General features: G+C 48.5%; 18 protein-coding genes. 8 read left to right on the top strand and 10 right to left on the bottom strand.

Going from position 1 to position 17,836, the window contains the following annotated elements:
- Nucleotides 1-193: 193 nt before the first annotated feature.
- Nucleotides 194-628: a hypothetical protein gene (locus tag NT073_RS13065; protein ID WP_297373942.1), complete on the bottom strand. Its 435-nt coding sequence runs from the start codon at nt 626-628 to the stop codon at nt 194-196.
- A gap of 387 nt (nt 629-1,015) precedes the next feature.
- Here NT073_RS13065 and NT073_RS13060 point away from each other — a divergent pair, with 387 nt between their 5' ends.
- Nucleotides 1,016-1,165 carry a hypothetical protein gene (locus NT073_RS13060; protein WP_297373939.1) on the top strand — a complete coding sequence of 50 codons (150 nt, stop codon included), beginning with the start codon at nt 1,016-1,018 and terminating at the stop codon, nt 1,163-1,165.
- 159 nt (nt 1,166-1,324) lie between these two features.
- Here the strand turns inward: NT073_RS13060 and NT073_RS13055 are convergent, their stop codons facing one another.
- From NT073_RS13055 to NT073_RS13040, 4 genes are all read right to left on the bottom strand, one after another.
- Entirely contained in the window at nt 1,325-1,990 is a 666-nt protein-coding gene (locus tag NT073_RS13055; protein WP_297373936.1) for a hypothetical protein, read from the bottom strand.
- Nucleotides 1,991-2,090: 100 nt separating this feature from the next.
- Nucleotides 2,091-2,681 (bottom strand): hypothetical protein, encoded by a 591-nt coding sequence (locus NT073_RS13050; protein WP_297373933.1) that lies wholly within the window; start codon nt 2,679-2,681, stop codon nt 2,091-2,093.
- 548 nt (nt 2,682-3,229) lie between these two features.
- The gene (locus NT073_RS13045) at nt 3,230-4,402 is read right to left on the bottom strand and encodes a site-specific integrase (RefSeq protein ID WP_297373930.1); all 1,173 of its coding nucleotides are present in this window, start codon (nt 4,400-4,402) and stop codon (nt 3,230-3,232) included.
- A 114-nt stretch (nt 4,403-4,516) separates the two neighbouring features.
- A complete protein-coding gene (locus tag NT073_RS13040) occupies nt 4,517-5,086 on the bottom strand; it encodes a GIY-YIG nuclease family protein (protein ID WP_297373927.1) in 570 nt (189 codons plus the stop codon).
- Between the two features lie 67 nt (nt 5,087-5,153).
- Here NT073_RS13040 and NT073_RS13035 point away from each other — a divergent pair, with 67 nt between their 5' ends.
- Nucleotides 5,154-5,411, top strand: a complete 258-nt coding sequence (locus NT073_RS13035) for a hypothetical protein (RefSeq protein WP_297373925.1) — start codon at nt 5,154-5,156, stop codon at nt 5,409-5,411.
- Between the two features lie 55 nt (nt 5,412-5,466).
- Here the strand turns inward: NT073_RS13035 and NT073_RS13030 are convergent, their stop codons facing one another.
- Entirely contained in the window at nt 5,467-6,993 is a 1,527-nt protein-coding gene (locus NT073_RS13030; RefSeq protein WP_297373923.1) for an aldehyde dehydrogenase family protein, read from the bottom strand.
- 139 nt (nt 6,994-7,132) lie between these two features.
- Here NT073_RS13030 and NT073_RS13025 point away from each other — a divergent pair, with 139 nt between their 5' ends.
- From NT073_RS13025 to NT073_RS13000, 6 genes are all read left to right on the top strand, one after another.
- Nucleotides 7,133-8,173 carry a fasciclin domain-containing protein gene (locus tag NT073_RS13025; protein WP_297373921.1) on the top strand — a complete coding sequence of 347 codons (1,041 nt, stop codon included), beginning with the start codon at nt 7,133-7,135 and terminating at the stop codon, nt 8,171-8,173.
- 182 nt (nt 8,174-8,355) lie between these two features.
- Nucleotides 8,356-8,910, top strand: coding sequence for a sigma-70 family RNA polymerase sigma factor (locus tag NT073_RS13020; protein ID WP_297373917.1), 555 nt, complete (start codon nt 8,356-8,358; stop codon nt 8,908-8,910).
- Entirely contained in the window at nt 8,907-9,731 is an 825-nt protein-coding gene (locus NT073_RS13015) for an anti-sigma factor (RefSeq protein WP_297373914.1), read from the top strand. The genes NT073_RS13020 and NT073_RS13015 overlap by 4 nt, the downstream gene beginning before the upstream one ends.
- A gap of 118 nt (nt 9,732-9,849) precedes the next feature.
- Nucleotides 9,850-10,317: a peptide-methionine (R)-S-oxide reductase MsrB gene (gene msrB / locus NT073_RS13010; protein WP_297373910.1), complete on the top strand. Its 468-nt coding sequence runs from the start codon at nt 9,850-9,852 to the stop codon at nt 10,315-10,317.
- A 271-nt stretch (nt 10,318-10,588) separates the two neighbouring features.
- A complete protein-coding gene (locus tag NT073_RS13005; RefSeq protein ID WP_297373907.1) occupies nt 10,589-13,153 on the top strand; it encodes a transglycosylase domain-containing protein in 2,565 nt (854 codons plus the stop codon).
- Between the two features lie 274 nt (nt 13,154-13,427).
- Nucleotides 13,428-14,414, top strand: coding sequence for an alpha/beta hydrolase (locus NT073_RS13000; RefSeq protein ID WP_297373904.1), 987 nt, complete (start codon nt 13,428-13,430; stop codon nt 14,412-14,414).
- A gap of 103 nt (nt 14,415-14,517) precedes the next feature.
- Here NT073_RS13000 and NT073_RS12995 read toward each other — a convergent pair whose 3' ends face one another.
- The 4 genes from NT073_RS12995 to tsaD form a co-directional block, all read right to left on the bottom strand.
- Nucleotides 14,518-14,910 (bottom strand): VOC family protein, encoded by a 393-nt coding sequence (locus NT073_RS12995; protein WP_297373901.1) that lies wholly within the window; start codon nt 14,908-14,910, stop codon nt 14,518-14,520.
- 75 nt (nt 14,911-14,985) lie between these two features.
- A complete protein-coding gene (locus tag NT073_RS12990; protein ID WP_297373898.1) occupies nt 14,986-15,828 on the bottom strand; it encodes a hypothetical protein in 843 nt (280 codons plus the stop codon).
- A gap of 62 nt (nt 15,829-15,890) precedes the next feature.
- The gene (locus tag NT073_RS12985; protein WP_297373894.1) at nt 15,891-16,754 is read right to left on the bottom strand and encodes an MOSC N-terminal beta barrel domain-containing protein; all 864 of its coding nucleotides are present in this window, start codon (nt 16,752-16,754) and stop codon (nt 15,891-15,893) included.
- Nucleotides 16,751-17,764, bottom strand: a complete 1,014-nt coding sequence (gene tsaD, locus NT073_RS12980) for a tRNA (adenosine(37)-N6)-threonylcarbamoyltransferase complex transferase subunit TsaD (protein ID WP_297373891.1) — start codon at nt 17,762-17,764, stop codon at nt 16,751-16,753. The genes NT073_RS12985 and tsaD overlap by 4 nt, the downstream gene beginning before the upstream one ends.
- Between the last annotated feature and the right edge of the window lie 72 nt (nt 17,765-17,836).

Here is a 17,836-nt window from a genome sequence, read left to right as displayed (position 1 = left end):
TTGTCCAAGCACCTTCACTCAGGCGTTCGCGCTGTCAACCGGAACCCGACCAACGAACCTAAAGCTTGCCCGTTGGCGCAGTTCCACTGTCGCCCGTAACCCGCCTTAAACTGACATCTTGGCCGGTTCACCCAACGCCCCAGGGGGCTGATGGATGAGGAAGCTACTTGACTGAACTCACGTATCTGAACCTTTACACCCCCCGTTTGTTGGGATGTAAATCTTCCTCCGGGACGGGCTGCCTGTCGCCCGACGAGCCGCCCGCGCGAAGCGAAAGATGACGCTCGTCTAAATAGTGAGTATCACTCACGCGAAAGGTTAATTTCTTGATCTTGTCGACTCCTAACTTGCCTTTGGAATGCAGCAACAATCCCAAGGGTGCATGAGAAGACTTCTTCCAAGAAGGCTTTTTTGCCTCGTCAATACGATTCTCGATTTGATCAGTATCCTCCTTATCAATTGGTGAATTAAGGATATGCTTAATCTCTTGACGATAAGTTTGATTGACCCACCGTTTTCGCCAGCGCACACTTTTAGCCGCACTTGACTTGCTCTCGCCGTAGTCATCACGCCGGTCGTGTTGGTAACTGAGTCGTTTCTTTTCTTGGGGCGTCTTGAACTTTCCCATTTTTGATTTGCCCTTTAGGGGCGTTTGCTTTGTCGACCGCAACCTGCATGACGAGTCTAACTGATTGGCTGTCGAGTTGTGCCGCCTGTCGACCACAACCCGGCCAACTCACCAAAAGCCTACCTCATCGGGGCGTTTGGCCTGTCGACCGAAACATACCTTGCACTCACATCTTGTTTGGCTCCACCCAACGCCTTGAAGTGTGATGCTACGGGGCATAAGCCAACTGAACGTACACAAGCTGTTCCGTAGTTTACACACTTCATCTTGTTGGGTGACGCCAACCCCGCATTCGCTCAAGCTGGCTGCTGGATTTAACCCGCAGATAGACCATAAGCTAGATACCCCTCACCAAGTACCCTGTAAGAAACAACCCGCTAACGGAACATGACTACGCAACAAGAAGAAGACGCGATAAAGGAGCTTGACGCTATGATGCTTAACTGCTACACGCCTATGACGCGGGAAGAGTGGGAGCGTAACATGGAGATTTATAATAGGGTGCTGGATGAAGTGATGGGGGCTGAAAAAGAATAAATATTGCAAGTATTTTAATTTTAAATCAATAAACCACAAATATCATGGACCAAGAAAAAAATGACGAAACAACGCAGGGACTAGAAAACTACATTCGAATTTTGGAGTGGCTTGCCTTTATAGGGTGGGCGATTGTGGTTATAATGGCATTTTCATGATCTATGGCTTAATTGGGTAGATTACAATGTCACATTCAAGCGAATCATTAGAAAGCGAGTATTCAATTAATCCAAACTTTTCCTTTGGTACATGTTCAACCCTTAACCCCAAAGGGCGAACCGCAATTATATATCCGTTTGATTCAAAAGTGTCTAACAATTCATTTCCATATTTTATACTTTCAGCGTCAGAGTTAAAAATAGATCCAGTAATGAACTTTGTTTTATCTGGAAGTATATTTTTAAAGGCATTAAAATTAGATTTACTAAAGTGCCGCTGTGGAATCTCAGGGTTTATTTGTTGGTTATACGTATTGCCATTACCGCCTTGATTCAGGAATCCATTATTAATAATTGGTGTGCCTTTTTGAGTATCTTTTGGTTGATTATAATTATGGTATATTTTTTTGTCTCCAGAGACAAACTCATTTTTTACATCACCTAAATTAGAATTACTCTGATTGACTTGATTTATATTTTGGCTCGAAGAGTCATTGCCTACGTTATTTATGGACGGCAAATTAGGGCTGGGGGTAAATTTAGTTGAAATATCAACAGGAGGCTCTTTTTCAAAAAGACTCTTTATATATAGACTCCCTCCAAGAAGAATAAGCCCAATTACGCCACCAATTAATTTGTCTTTGTGTTTTGTGGGTAGATTGAACATGAGCCTTATTTTGGGTATTAAGATTGTTAAGTTGTTTGATTTTGTTTAAAAATGTGCGATATTAGGGAATATAACGCACTGATTATGAACAACAAAAAGACTATTTCTTCTGCTTTTGTAGAATGGGTTCACTCTTCAAATGGGCGGAGCTTTTTTGTGGGGTGGACACTTGCGCTGGTAATCGTACAATTATTGATTTTCTATTTGACTCTAAAGAGGTGACTCTAGTTTGTAATGAATCAATCTTTTTATCTTGACTATTAGAGTTTATGTACTGGTAAACTCCAAATAACACTGACACTAATGTTAGTGCTGCTGAAATGGCGGCAGACCCTGCCGATACTTTAGCCGCGCTTGTACTAACTTCTGTAGCCTTTCGTGTTTCTTCTGCCCTTTTTTCCTCAAGCTCTTTTTTTTGAGCTTCCTGAATTAGCCAGTTTTTATACCCTATTCGGTATGCCCTGATGCCCTTAGCTGTAATTTTAGCAGAATACTTACTTGGTGGCACTACCTCCACCAAACCTTCATCTTCAAGGAGTCGAGTGATGGTCACACCGTATTTTAATTGCTTGTCGCCAAGATCAACCCCTTCAAAAGTCCCTAAGAATTCGGATGCCTTAGTTTCCGCTTCAGCATTATCTGCCAGGTATTTAAGATATGCACCAGCATGGTCTATTTCTTGTGGAGTCATGTAATTTTTTATTAGCACATTCAAGCCCGCGTTGTCGGTCTCTAGCTGGCATTAGGCACGAAAGCTAACAAAGCGGCAAACTCATTGGCTGGCTGCTGGATTTAAGCGGCATAGGAACACACATCGCGTAGCAAAGCTGTTTCAGCGCACAACATAATAAAGGACGAAAGTTCGCTTAATATTAATGCATTGATAGTCAGCATATTAATATTAAGTGTTTGTTGCATATTTTCTATCTTTGTCAGGGTAACCTAATGCACGGAAAAAGTTTCTACAATCATAGAAATATACATGAAGTTTTACAAACTATATGGCGGAAAAAGTTTCTGTTAATCAGTTAGTTGAGCGAGTCTGGGATATTGAAGGCTATCCAAACTACTTTTTTGGACATGATAAGCGGTTATACCGGTTTAACTCGCGTGGGCAGGTCAGGATAAACAAACGAATAGTCATTGGCACTACACAAGGCTATATCCTGAAAAGCAAATTTTTCAGTCTTGAACAACTTCGTGCTAGAATTTTGCGACACAAACCACAGGAACAGCCATCTACAAAGCATCCAACGGACTTTTAAGCTTGCTTATCGTATCGGCCGATACGTGCGTATAGCGCATGGTCGTCAGGATATTCTCATGCCCAAGCAATACCTGAATTTGGCGAATATCAGTCCCTGATTCCAACAAGTGAGTAGCAAAGCTATGACGAAGGGTGTGAATGCCTCCTTTCTTCGTGATTCCCGCAAATCTGACTACATCGCTATAGACCAGCTGAATTACTCGATTTTGCAATGGCTCGCCGTTTCCCGAACCTTCGAACAAATAAGCTTTGGGTTTATACTGAGCCAGGTACTCGTTTATAACGACTTCCAGTTTATCGCTCCACATCACAATCCTATCTTTTTTGCCTTTACCGCCCCGAACGGTCACTAGTCTGCGTGTACGGTCAAGGTCGGTGATACGTAGATAAGCCACCTCGTTTAACCGTAAACCAGTACCGTAAACAAGCATAAACAGCGCGCGGTATTTTAAACTGGTCGTCGCATTAAAAATGGCTTTCACTTCAGCTACACTATAAACTGTGGGGAGTTTTATCGCCTGACGCGGATAGGCTATGTCATAAAACTCCTTCTCGCGTTGCAAAATTTTCTCACAATAAAACTTATATGCGTTTATGTGAACGTTTAGCGTAGCGCTACTCAGCCGTTTTTTCTCAATCAGAAACAACAGATAGGTTTGATACTGCTCTTTCGTCAGCGAATCAACGGCCTTCGGCTCGGTAAATCGGATCAAGGTAATAAGCGCCTGTTTATAATTCTTGTACGTTTTCCGGCTGTAGTGCTGCACCCGCATGGTTGCCGAAACCGCCTGAATAAGGGGATGTTGATCGTATTCCCGTTGAGGTGGCGCATACCGAAAGGTTTTGGACAACTGCTCTTTCCCCACCGGAGGCCAGGGTGGGTTGGTTGCCTGATCAAGGGCAGCGAGCGAAGACGTCGGTTTGTATAACCGCACGACGGCTTCGTCGAACCGGCAATACGTTTTCCCAAAAAGCAGGCCGATTTTCACTACACTGTTGCGCGTGTTAGGTAGAAGCCAGCACCGTCGCGAATAACTCCAGCGCCTTCCGGGCACTTCGCGGATCAAGTCGTTCGCTACCGGATCTTCGGCAAATAACACCGCCAACAGCGTAGGTTCTTTTTCGTCAATACGAATGGTAATCATACAGAAATGATGAAATAGATCAGTTAACTGTAGACGGGCGACACCCTCAATTGTTTCGAAGGCATTTCGGAGACAATTGAGGGTGTCGCTGCATCTGACGACTAGCGCGCCCCATCATTTTGTAAAGAGCTGAATTTGCCTGGTTCGGCTGCTGATACCTACGGCCAGATAGGTAGGCGTGGCCTGTAATACATGTCGGCCCGACAAAACCAACCCTTTAAAGCGCCTTACCCAGGCCTCCACCTCGTCGGGCTTGTAATATTTTGCATTACCGAACGAACTGGCCGGTTGCAACCCGAAAGCCTCCCGAAGTCGCTCAAAAGCCACAGGAGTAATGTTGTATTTTAGGCAAATAAAGGGTTTGCTCAGGTTGCCGGGTACAGAGACGGCCCTGGGCTTCGATACCCGGTTAAGAATAGGGTCGAGCCGCTCAATGGCTCCCCGCTCTAGTCGCTCCAGATCATTTTCGTCACAGGTGAAGTAGCGAAACCGAACAAATTTTGTCCCCTCTTTCCGGTGCTCCAGCAGGCTGGTATACAGGTTTAGCGTCTGTCCTACATAGACAACTTCATTCCGGAAATTAATCAGATAATAAATGCACGGCTGGGGCGGAAATAACGCTGCGCTATCCAGAATTTGGCCTAAATCAAGGCTCTTTTGGGTGTTTCCATCGGCGATTTTCATGTTTTAAATATACTACAAACAATACTTATATACAACTAAAAATACATATATTTTTTATCTTTGTTTTATGGCAGGACGACGAGAAAAAAAGACCAATATTCAGGGAAAATGGCTCAAAGAAGCCCTGGCCGTACAGGAAGTAACGGTCTACCGGTTAGCAAAAGAATTGGGGTATAGCCGGGAAAAATTCTACCGGCATATTGGCAATAAAACTTACCTCAGCAGCGAATCACTGGCCGAAATAGCCACTAAATTTCCAACGATGAATATGCGCTATGTACTTACGGGGGAAGGGAAGCCTGTGATTGAAAAAGCAGTCAGTTAGAAACGAATCACCGCAGTTGGATTCGCTTCTAACTGACTGCTTTCTAACTTGTTTACTACAATTCGAACGCAATACCCTGCGCGAGCGGCATGGTGGTGCCGTAATTGATGGTATTTGTTTGTCGGCGCATGTAGGCTTTCCAGGCATCGGAGCCCGACTCCCGACCACCGCCGGTTTCCTTTTCGCCCCCAAATGCTCCGCCAATTTCTGCGCCCGAGGTGCCGATATTGACGTTGGCAATGCCGCAATCGGAGCCGGTAGCCGCCAGGAACCGCTCCGCTTCGCGCATGTTCAGGGTGAAAATAGAAGACGACAATCCCTGAGGCACATTGTTTTGCTGACGGATGGCGTCGTCCAGCGTAATATATTTAAGCATGTATAGAATAGGCGCGAAGGTTTCACGCTGTACCACCGGCCAGTTGTTTTCGGCTTCGGCAATGCACGGACGGACGTAACAGCCCGACTCAAACCCTAACCCATCCAGAATCCCCGGCTCGACAACAAAACGCCCGCTCTGCCCCCGAATTTCATCGATTGCGGCCTGGTACTGCGCCACGGCCGCTGTATCGATAACGGGGCCAACATGAAAAGATTCGTCTAACGGATTGCCTATACGTAATTGCGCATAGGCATTTTTGAGCCGACTTTTTACATCTTCATAAATACTTTCCTGGACAATAATTCGGCGGGTACTGGTGCAACGCTGCCCAGCCGTACCCACCGCGCCAAAAACAATGGCCGGAATGGCCAGATCGAGGTCGGCATGTTCCGAAACAATAATGGCGTTATTGCCACCTAATTCGAGCAGGCTTTTACCTAGCCTACTGGCAACGGATTCGGCAACGGCTTTCCCCATGCGGGTGCTGCCCGTAGCCGATACGAGTGCAATACGCGGATCACGCGCCAGCCACTCACCGGCTTCGCGGCCACCCGTAACCAGGCAAGACACCCCCTCGGGCACATCGTTGTTCCGCAGCACATCGCCAATGATCTGCTGACAGGCCAGTGCCGTAAGCGGTGTTTTCTCCGATGGTTTCCAGATGCAGACATCCCCACAAACCCAGGCGAGCATGGCATTCCAGGACCAGACCGCAACAGGGAAGTTAAAGGCTGAAATGATACCGACTACACCCAGCGGATGCCATTGCTCCAGCATCCGGTGGGCGGGTCGCTCAGAATGCATGGATAAGCCATAAAGCTGACGCGACTGCCCTACGGCAAAATCGCAGATGTCGATGATTTCCTGTACTTCTCCCAAACCCTCCTGCAAAGATTTACCCATTTCGTAGCTCACCAGCGTACCCAGTTCGCGCTTGTACCGACGAAACTGATCGCCCATCTGCCTGACAATTTCGCCCCGACGTGGAGCCGGAACCAATCGCCATTCGGCAAAAGCCGACTGCGCAGTTTCAACAACGCGGTCATAATCAGCGCGGGTAGACAAATAAACACGGGCAATCAGTTGTCCATCGGCCGGCGAATAGGAATCAACGGTTTTAGCGTTGTCTGCATGCCAGAAAGCCTGACCCGTACTAGTGCCCGGCTTAACAGGCTGGGTAGGCAGAGGAAGAATAGATTGCATAATCTCTTAAAGTTGTTTGTTGTGATGGTAGCAAATCTACCCGCCTTTAGGCAAACAATGCACATAAGCCAACAAACTTTTTGTAGACAAATCGGTTAAAACATGACGAATAGTTGATACACTTATTCCCGACAACGTTATGAAAATCAAGCACAGTTTTAGCCTTTTAGCGTTAGGAACAACGCTGCTGGCAATACCCGCATGGGCGCAGACAACACCCACTGGAGCCGTTACGTCAACAACTTATCCGCAGGGGGCAATAGCCACCGATTCTATGCCCGCCAAGCCCTCACGGGAACAAAAACGAGCCATGAAACGAAACAAAAGAGCGACCAACCAGAAAACTGGCAGCACGGGTACGACCACCAATACCTCCCCGCAGGATGCTGCTTATCGGGAGAGTTCATCCAGTATAGGCACGGCGGTAAACAACAGTAATACCACCAATTACAACAGCAATAACGTTACCAATGCACCCACCGGTGCAGGCAGTAATCCAAATGCGATGGGAGCTTCGAACCCATCGCCCACCCCTGCGAATCAGGTGAGTAACGGGCAAAATAACAGCGCAATCCGTAGTTCGTCGAGCAGTGCAGGAGCCGCTTATTCACCTAATATGGGAGCTACAGATTCCAACGCTGGCACAGCCGCAGCTGTAGCGGGTGAAAAGAACAGTAAAGAGCCTGCTATAAAAGCCGGTAGCACCGAACGGAATACCAGCATCGGGGATTTCGTATCGTCGTCACCTAATTTCATTACCTTGCAAAACGCCCTTCAATCGGCCAATCTGTGGGAAACCCTGAAAGGATCGGGTCCATATACCATTTTTGCTCCGACGAACAACGCTTTCAAGAGACTCTCTTCATCGGCACAGGGGGCACTTCTGGACGGCAGCAACCGGGAAGCCCTAAAACGTCTTCTATCGTATCATGTAATGGATGGTTCGCTGAATTCGGAGGAATTGGCCCGCCTGGCAAAAGCCGGAAATGGGAAAGCACAGCTTAAAACACTGGCAGGTAGCACACTAACCATACAGGAATCAAACGGTCGACTGACTGTTACAGATGAGCAGGAACATACGGCCACGGTAGAAGATACCGGCAATCGACAGTCGAACGGGATGGTTTACGGAATCAGCAATGTGTTAATGCCAAAATCGGGCGTGGAAGCCTTCAAATAAGACTGGTAATTCAATATATGAACCTGATGAGAACGTTCATTCATGCAGCGAACGGCCCCATCAGGTTCCTTTATAAGCGTATACCTGTTATGGTTTAACTTTACAAACGTTTCACTTTATCCGGAAGGTATCGTTCATTTTTTGAAATTCTGTATATATTTGGCTCAATTAACACCCCCCTCGTGAAACGCCAATCTTCATTAGTTTCGGAAAGTGTCCTGATTGAAAAGCTAACCCAGCGCGATCAGCAGGCTTTCCAATGGCTCTACGATCAATACTCACCAGCTCTGTATGGTGTTGTGCTGCGCATCGTTCGCGATGATGAGCAAGCCGCCGATCTGCTGCAGGACATCTTCGTCAAAATCTGGAAAAATCTAGACGCATACGACGCCAGCAAAGGTCGTTTGTTTACCTGGATGCTGAATATCGCCAGAAATACAGCCATTGACTCCTTACGTTCTCGTAAAACACAACCCTTTGCGGCAATCCGAACCGACGAAGACAACGTACATATTGTTGACCGGCAGCACAACACTGAGCAGCCCAATCCTGATCACATTGGCGTTAAAGAAGTGGTTAGCCAGTTAAGGCCTGAACGAAAACAGCTAATTGACCTGGTTTATTTTGGCGGATACACTCACGAAGAGGCCGCCGAAGAATTGAATCTACCATTAGGCACGGTTAAAACCCGTGTACGAGCTGCCTTGCAGGAATTAAAGCAACTATTCAAATCATGAACGTCACAGAATACATAGCGTCTGGTATCTTAGAGTCTTACGTCATGGGTGCGGTGAGCGACCAGGAACGACGCGAGGTCGAGTGCCTGTCTTCTATATATCCTGATATAAGACGCGAACTTGATCAGCTGTCTGAAGTTCTGGAAGACTACGCTCTTTCGCATAGTGTAGAACCACCCGCATCGTTAAGATCGAAGATCCTTAGCCAGATAGAGTTCAAAGAGCCGGAGAAGCCGGAAACGATTGTCAGACCTCTACCGGTAGATGTGCCAGCAACAACCGGCCTTGCCTTCCGCATGTCCTGGGTAGTAGCTGCTTCTATGGGGTTGCTGTTATTGCTCTTTTCATTCTTTCTGCTCTCGCAGTTGCGCTCAAACCAGCGAACACTGGCTTCTATACGCACCAGTAATGATCGAATGCAGGCTGAGATTCGCCAGTTGAGGGAAAAGAAAAATCAGACAGATCAGTTACTGGCTGTGGTTCGTCAGCCGGGTACCCGAACATTAAAGCTACAGGGAAATGAGAAAGCTCCTAATGGCAACATGCTCATTTTCTGGAATAGTAACACCCAGCAGGTAGCCGTTCAGGTACAGTCTATGCCCCCCCTACCCGCCGATAAACAATACCAGCTTTGGTCGATGGTTGACGGGAAACCTGTTGATGCAGGGGTGTTTGATGGGTCTACTTCGTCAGATCAGATCCAACGATTGAACCGGCAGGTCGGGCGAGCCGATGCGTTTGCCATAACCATCGAGAAACGGGGCGGAAGCCCAACCCCCACTCTGTCAACCCTACTGGCTATGGCGCCGGTCAATGCCTGAACGCAGCCCTTCCGTTTGGTGTTATTCCCGTAGTTAAGCAGTTCAAAAACACGGCTATAGCTCCCCTGTTCACGTCATCGAGCTGCGATTTTCATCAACATTACTACAAAAAAACGTCATGAAACTTGCCCTGATTGCCATTTTAAGCAGTTGTCTGCTCATAAGTCTGGCTTTTACATCAGACGATACGCCACCGCGCCGGGTTGTAAAAACCGATGCCGAATGGAAGAAAATTCTTACTCCCAACCAGTATGCGGTTTTGCGCGAACATGGTACCGAACGGGCGTTTACAAGCCCACTTAACGACATCCATGACCACGGTACATTCTATTGCGCCGGTTGCCATTCTCCATTATTCTCTTCCAGTACCAAGTTTGATTCCGGAACAGGCTGGCCCAGCTTCTACGCGCCAATCTCAAAAACTGCCGTAAAAGAGAATGTGGATAAAAGTTACGGTATGGTACGTACTGAAGTTGTCTGTAACGTTTGTGGGGGTCACCTAGGACACGTTTTCGAAGATGGTCCTAAGCCTACCGGCCTTCGCTATTGCATGAATGGAGTAGCTATGACCTTTGAAAAGAAGTAAAAAAATCCTTTTGGTTTACTAAAATATCGACCAAAAAGACTATCGAGTTACCTATTCGATAGCTCCGATAATAACTTCCTGTAAACGAACCGGGTCGCTTGCACGACCCGGTTTTTGTGTATCAGATCGGCCGAAAATGCATTATATTTGAGCCCGGTCTGGATGGGCCTGATCTGAGGGGGCCGATCTTGACAGACGCACATCTGGACAGGTTCGTCCTGGAGGAGCAGAAGCCGTATCCGACTAAATAAGTTTCTTGGATTTTTAACGCATGAGTCAATATAGGGAGCGATTCCGCGCTGTCAGGCACGCTTTTGGCGCATTTCGGCAACGTCAAAAATTAACTGGCAATGTCAGACGCAGAGTCGGCCGGCATATCGCACGAGTTGCAGGCGAAGAGCGCGTCAATGCATGGGTCAATACGTATGATACGTACCGCAACCAGTTTCGTTCATTCGTTCACCGGTATATCGATCCTGATTCCTGGTATTATCCCTACGTCAAAAATACAGTTAAAGGGGCGCTTGTTGCGTTTATGGCCCTGGGCATGTACGTGTTCGTACTTAACTACAACTTTCTCTACCTGACGGGTGCCATGCCCAGCGTTGAGGAGTTAAAGAACCCGAAACTGAATCAATCGTCAGAGATATACTCCCAGGATGGGGTAATGATCGGTAAGTTCTATGCCGAGAACCGAACGCCCATTAAATATGAGAACATTCCCAAACAGCTGATCAATGCGTTGGTAGCTACGGAAGATGCCCGTTTCTACGACCACGGTGGTGTTGACCCCCGCGCCATTGGCAGGGCCGTAATTAGTTTCGGCCGCGAAGGAGGTGGCTCAACCATTACGCAGCAATTAGCGAAAAACCTCTTTAAAACCCGTCGAAAAACCAATACAGGCCTGTTGACCCGCATTCCGTTCATCCGGAAGGTCATCTATAAATCGAAAGAGTGGCTTATGGCCCTGAAGCTGGAGCGTAATTTTTCGAAAGAGGAAATTATCACTTATTATTTCAATACGGTCGACTTTGGCAGCAATGCTTTTGGGTTAAAAACGGCGGCCCGTACCTTTTTCAACAAAGCCCCGGATAGCCTGAACGTACAGGAAGGCGCAGTACTGGTTGGCCTGCAAAAAGCTACGACCAATTACAACCCGCTCAAAAATCCCAAGCGCTCCCGCGAGCGCCGGAATGTGGTACTGGCACAGATGGCCAAGTATAATTTCCTGACCAAGCCGCAGGCCGACTCCATCAGTGCCCTACCGCTCGAAACGGAATTTACGCCGGAAAACCCCTACTCGGGCCCAGCCAGTTACCTCAAAAACGCCGTTCAGGATTATGTAAAGAAATGGGGGGAAGAAAACGGCTACGACCTGTATACCGATGGACTTCGCATTATCACGACTATTGACTCCCGGATGCAGACTTATGCCGAAACCGCCACCAGTGAGAAGATGAAGCAGCTTCAGCGCACCTTCGATAATCACTGGCAGGGCCGGAATCCGTGGACCGATGAGAGAGGGGCTGAGCTGCCCGGCTTCATTGATTCCGTGGCCCGGCGTACGGAACGGTACAAATCCCTAAGCCGACGGTTTATGCCGTTGTACCCAGACTCGATCATGTACTACATGAAAAATGTGAAGTACAAGATGCGGGTGTTCAGTTGGACAAGCAAGCGCGGGTATGATTCCGTCGAAATGACCCCTTACGACTCCATTGCCTATTACAAGCACTTTCTGCAGGCGGGTATGGTAGCGATGGACCCTCGTACGGGCTACATCCGGGCTTGGGTGGGTGGCCTGGATTATGACTATTTTAAATACGACCACGTAAAACAAGGCAAACGCCAGCCGGGGTCCACCTTCAAACCCTTTGTGTATACGACTGCCATTGATGACAGCCTTATCAACCTCAGCCCCTGCGACCGTATTCAGGACAAACCCTTTCGGAAGGAGTATCGGGAGAATGGCGAGGACAAAATCTGGGAACCCCGAAATTCGACCGGTTATTACTCGTATTCGAATATGACCCTCCGCCGGGCTATGGCCCGTTCGGTCAATTCTATCACGGCGCAGCTAACCGACCGCGTTACCCCCGAACGGGTAGCCCAGTATGCACACCGGATGGGGATAAAGAGCCGGCTCGAAGCTGTACCCTCTATTGGTCTGGGTTCTTCGGATGTGTCGCTCTACGAACTGGTGGGTGCCTACTGCACCTTCGTGAATGATGGCGAATCTACCGAACCTATTATTGTTCAGCGCATCGAAGACCGGGATGGCAACGTAATCGAAACGTTCACGAGCCAGCATAAGCGAGCCATCAGTCTGGAAACGGCTTTCTTGATGCGCTACATGCTCCAGGGTGGTTTGCAGGAACCGGGCGGCACATCACAGAACCTGTGGTCGTTCGACCTCTTTAAGAATCATAACGAAATGGGTGGTAAAACCGGCACAACCTCCAACAACTCCGACGGCTGGTTCGTGGGCGTATCCAACAACCTGGTTGTAGGGGCCTGGGTAGGTGGCGATGACCGCAGTATCCACTTCCGGTCTACTGACCTCGGCGAAGGAGCCAAAACAGCCTTGCCGCTGGTGGGTAGCTTTTTGGAGAAAGTTTACCGGGACCCAAAATTCAAAAACCTGCAAGGGCCTTTCCCGAAGGCAGTAGGCATAACAAAAGAATACTTGAACTGCGGTTACTCCGGCGACGAAGAAACGTCTACTGAATCAGATTCGACCGATATATCGGACGTTGACACTGACTCAACTATAATCCCAGCCCCCCCTGTTCCAGATGCGGTGACGCCACCAGATACGGCCAAAAACGGTCAATAAAACCTTCAGTATAAACAATGCCAACATGGGAAACGCATGCCACTTACTTAATTAGCTGCCATCGTATTTTCCCTGTTGACATTGTTTTCAATCTGATTTTATAACAATTCACCGGCTTAAGAAGTAATTTATACAAACCCCTTAAGCAGCGTAAGGGTATAGTTGATAAAACTAGCTGGCTTCCTGTCAGAATCTGCTTTGTATATCGACAGAAGAGTTGGTAGGCAAAACACTTGTCGATATATTGGAAGTTAGTAGGCTACACCATATTACCATGAAATTACTTAAACGTATTCTTAGCTGGACTGCGCTCACAATAGTAATACTCGCTGTTGGCGGATTAATTATTGCCTGGTTTGTTGACTCCCGTCAATCAGATCAGGAATTGGCCGAAGAATTTAAAGACCAGCGTATTAAGCCAACAGTTCATTATTATCGGGTTGGCAACGGGCAAGCCACTGGCGTTAAGCGCAATGAAGCGCCCCGAACCATTCGGTTCATCGAAACACCGGCCTCCCCGGCCGATTCTGCTTTGCCAGTAGTGATTTTTGTACATGGCGCCCCCAGCTCACTGTCTTTCTTCAAAGCGTTCTTCAAAGATACGACCCTGCTCAACCGCGCCCGCCTGGTGGCCGTTGACCGGCCGGGCTACGGCTATTCCGATTACGGACGAGTAGAGACATCCATCATACGGCAGGCTCAACTGTTACAGCCCCTTATCGACCGCTACAAAAAGGCTCCTTATCTGATGATTGTCGGCTCGTCGTATGGCGGCTCGGTAACGGCGCGGCTGGCCATGAACAATCCCGATTATGTCGACCATGTTGTGTTTGTTTCCTCTGCCTTGGGACCGGGACTCGAACGAACCTACCCCATTAGCTACTTCGCCGACAGCCCGCTTATCCATTGGGGCGTACCGCCATTGCTTCGGCTGGCGAACGACGAAAAACTGGCTCACCGCCGTGCACTGGAAGCCATTCTGCCCGACTGGCCTAAAATTCGGGCCAATATCACTATGCTTCACGGCCAACGGGACGAACTGGTTTATCCAACTAATGTTTCGTTTGCCCAAAATCACCTGGTCAACGCGCGGGTAAAACAGTTTCTGCTGCCCGAAAACCGGCACGACATTGTCTTCAACAAACGGGAATACATGACCGAAATCATCCTGAATATCCTGACGCAACGGGAAGTTAAGGAGACAGTTACGGCCAAGTCGATAGCCGTAAAAACGAAATCGAACGACACAGATCGTCTGTAATGTACCCACGGGCTTCAGCCCCTATATTACTCTTTATAACGTATACTACTTACCCATTATAGAAAGTAGTACACGGGCTGAAGCCCGTGGGTACACCAACAACTTACGCCATAATCTCAATCCGGTTCTCTTCCGGGTCCAAGATCACGCTTTCGTAATAGCCATCACCCGTTCGGCGGGGTTCGCCTATAACAGCGTATCCATCCGCTCGAAGCCGGTTGGTGAGAGTGTCGACGGCAGCTTCACTGCCTAGCGATATGGCGAAGTGAATGAGTCCGATAAACTGCGCGAGGGCGTTATTCTGTGAATCCGGAATGCCCGCCATCTGCATAATTTCCAGACGCGCCCCTCCCGCCGGGAATGTCAGAAAGTACGAAGAGAACCCTTTTACCCTATTGACGTATTTATCATTCGACGAAGCCGAAAAATAGGTTTCGTAAAATGTCCGCATTTGCTCAAGGTCACGGACCCAGATGGCCAGATGTTCGATTTTCATGGCGCAAAGATTTATTTATTTCAGGACACTTACTACGCTACTGTTAGCTAACATAACTACGCCGTCGCCAATTGATCATAAAACCAGAATGGGCATCCAGAATACACTATCGCCGAGCCACCGATATCGTTCATGTTTGAGAAAGTAAGCCGGATACCGCTGAATACCGTACAGCGTAAGGCTCATCAGCGAAAGCATCAGTGCCGACCGTTGAGCAAATCGGTCGGAGACAATGAAGCAGATAGCAAAAGCCGATAGAACAACAAGTATCGTCAGCCAGCGTAAAATATGTTTACAGGTAGCCAGTCCCCAAGCCGTTGCCAGTGAAAACAGTGGTTGTTCCGGCGTTTCGAGTTGCTCCATCACCGCAAACAGTAAAAGATTCTGAAACGCTATGCCTAAAAACATGATTCCTTCAACAAGATCAATGTAAGAGACGGAGGGTCGCTGTACCCATACACTTCCCCACACCCCAGCCGTGTACAGAATCGCTACAAGTGGTTCTTTAAGCAGCAAAACCGGGTGCCGGGTCGGCAAGCGAAACACACTTCCGACATAGATAGCGCAACTGATACCCATGATCATCCCGAACCGGATGACACGTTCGGGCAGAAAGAACGTCAGAGCAAGCGCCAGGACTGCGGCTGCAACCGCCATTCGCCAAAGTAACGGCGCATGCTCGCGATGAAAGGCATGACGGGCCGTAAGCGGCTGGCTGGATGCATCCGTACGAATTTTTCGAACATCCAGCAGCCGATCGACGGTATAAATGATAAAGATCACAAGGCCGAGTACAAATGGTGTAGCCCAGTGTATAGGGTCAACATCCGACAGCCGGGCCGCCATCCGATTGGATAATACAGCCCCTATCACCACCGGAAAGCTTAGATAATAAAAGTTGCGTAAAGACTTAAGCAAAAGATAATAGTTAGAATTGAGTGTAGAACGAAGGATGGTGCTGTTGGGTTTTAGCGTCCTCGTCAAAGCTGAACGGGCGGTGCCAGCCAAGGTTCGTGCCGCGCGAGTACCTCAATTTGCTGCCCAACCCGTACTGGAACCGGTTCGCCCGTTAGCTTTACAAGAACGTTCTGGCCAAACAGGATTTTGTGCTTCCATTGGCGATAAGTCGACAAGGTCCGCAGGGGCTCTCTGCCGGTATGGCCCGTTTCGGGGTCAATGGTCGTCAGTACGCAGCGGGCGCAGGGCTTTACACCGTAAAAACTGGTTTCCCCAATACAAAAGCGACTCCAGGCATCTTCGTCATTAGGCAAACTGCTGCTAACTACAATATTGGGCCGAAATCGCTGCATCGTCACCGGGTCGGTAAGTCGTTGATTCAGCGTATCGAGCGAAGCCTGACCAATGAGTAAATAGGGATAACCGTCGGCAAAACTAACCGCATCCTGTTGACGGGCATAGGCCGGATCGACCGGGCGATGGGTTGTTTCGGGCATGAACACCAGTCGGCAGGGTTTGCCGAGAACGACGGAAAACCATTGGTCGGCTTCGTCACTTACTGTCAACGCGGGCACGTCTTTATCGTCCCAGATTGTGACGTTCAGCCAGTCACGACTGACGCCCGGCTCCACCTCAGGTATAGTCAGGGCTAAGTCAAGCACATCGTCCGGACGATGGCGGTGCCAGACGCGCAGGATATCGCCCTGAATGTCCACATCGAGTAAGGCCATTTGATGATTGGCGCGCTGGGTCATAAACGTACCATCCGGTTCAACCAGCATAAACCGCCGGTCATAACGAAAGCCCTTTTCTTCGACAATGGCTTCGGTCAGCGAAATACCACCCAACGATTTTATGGGGTAAATATAGAGTTCTGAAATTGTCATGGCTTTTTTACTTGCATACTCATTCGTGGCAGGGGACTTACGGTCTGGGGCGTAAAATCGCCCTGTTCGTATTTAAATTTTGCAGCCATCGCAATCATGGCGGCATTGTCGGTACAGTATTCAAACTTAGGAATGTAGATGTTCCAGCCCTGTTCTTCGCCAAGTTTTGTCAGCGCCGTTCGCAGCCCGCTGTTGGCCGATACGCCACCGGCCACTGCAATTTCGGCAATCCCGGTTTCGCGAGCGGCCCGCTTCAGCTTAGCCAATAATATCTGCACTAAAGTGTGTTGAATACTAGCGCAAATGTCGGCCAGATGCTGGTTTATAAACTCAGGATTAGTTCTCATGTTGTCGCGCAAAAAGTACATGATCGCCGTTTTAATACCGCTGAATGAGAAATCCAGATTGGGCATTTCGCTCATTGGAAACTTGTAGGCCAGCGGGTTACCATCTTTTGCGTACTTGTCGATCAACGGCCCGCCGGGATAAGGCAAGCCCAGTAATTTTGCCGATTTATCGAAGGCCTCTCCTACGGCATCGTCCAGCGTTTGGCCCATAACGCTCATGTCGAGGGGCGCGTCGATACGCACGATCTGCGTGTGGCCTCCGCTCACGGTCAGGCACAGAAACGGGAAAGTTGGCTGACGTGTCTCGATGAAGTGCGCCAACACATGCGCCTGCATGTGATTGACTTCAATAAGCGGGATATTCAGGCCCAGGGCCATCGCTTTAGCAAAGGACGTTCCAACCAGCAGGGAGCCCAGCAAACCGGGTCCACGGGTGAACGCAATGGCCGATAACTCACTTTTTAGTAGATTTGCGTCGGCTAATGCCCGCTCAACAACCGGCAAAATATGTTGCTGGTGTGCCCTTGAGGCCAATTCAGGGACAACTCCTCCGTATTGTTCATGAATTAACTGGGTGGCAATTACGTTCGATAGTATATGCCCGTTGACTAACACAGCCGCCGACGTTTCGTCGCAGGAAGATTCAATGGCTAAAATATTCACTGTACAAAACTAATGGATAATGATTTCTACAAAAAGAACAATGCAGGATGAGACTAAACCGTTCACTCGTTT

This window comes from Spirosoma sp. (assembly GCF_026391055.1).
Taxonomy (GTDB): Bacteria; Bacteroidota; Bacteroidia; order Cytophagales; family Spirosomataceae; genus Spirosoma.
This window is presented reverse-complemented; position numbering and strand designations above follow the sequence as displayed.

Coding starts and splice junctions, on each gene's coding strand:
- NT073_RS13030 (WP_297373923.1), bottom strand. CDS start 6,993: ATGCAATCTATTCTTCCTCTGCCTACCCAGCCTGTTAAGCCGGGCACT.
- NT073_RS13035 (WP_297373925.1), top strand. CDS start 5,154: ATGGCAGGACGACGAGAAAAAAAGACCAATATTCAGGGAAAATGGCTC.
- NT073_RS13055 (WP_297373936.1), bottom strand. CDS start 1,990: ATGTTCAATCTACCCACAAAACACAAAGACAAATTAATTGGTGGCGTA.
- NT073_RS13015 (WP_297373914.1), top strand. CDS start 8,907: ATGAACGTCACAGAATACATAGCGTCTGGTATCTTAGAGTCTTACGTC.
- NT073_RS12985 (WP_297373894.1), bottom strand. CDS start 16,754: ATGACAATTTCAGAACTCTATATTTACCCCATAAAATCGTTGGGTGGT.
- NT073_RS13050 (WP_297373933.1), bottom strand. CDS start 2,681: ATGACTCCACAAGAAATAGACCATGCTGGTGCATATCTTAAATACCTG.
- NT073_RS13000 (WP_297373904.1), top strand. CDS start 13,428: ATGAAATTACTTAAACGTATTCTTAGCTGGACTGCGCTCACAATAGTA.
- NT073_RS13025 (WP_297373921.1), top strand. CDS start 7,133: ATGAAAATCAAGCACAGTTTTAGCCTTTTAGCGTTAGGAACAACGCTG.
- msrB (WP_297373910.1), top strand. CDS start 9,850: ATGAAACTTGCCCTGATTGCCATTTTAAGCAGTTGTCTGCTCATAAGT.
- NT073_RS12995 (WP_297373901.1), bottom strand. CDS start 14,910: ATGAAAATCGAACATCTGGCCATCTGGGTCCGTGACCTTGAGCAAATG.
- NT073_RS13065 (WP_297373942.1), bottom strand. CDS start 628: ATGGGAAAGTTCAAGACGCCCCAAGAAAAGAAACGACTCAGTTACCAA.
- NT073_RS13060 (WP_297373939.1), top strand. CDS start 1,016: ATGACTACGCAACAAGAAGAAGACGCGATAAAGGAGCTTGACGCTATG.
- NT073_RS13005 (WP_297373907.1), top strand. CDS start 10,589: ATGAGTCAATATAGGGAGCGATTCCGCGCTGTCAGGCACGCTTTTGGC.
- NT073_RS13040 (WP_297373927.1), bottom strand. CDS start 5,086: ATGAAAATCGCCGATGGAAACACCCAAAAGAGCCTTGATTTAGGCCAA.
- NT073_RS13045 (WP_297373930.1), bottom strand. CDS start 4,402: ATGATTACCATTCGTATTGACGAAAAAGAACCTACGCTGTTGGCGGTG.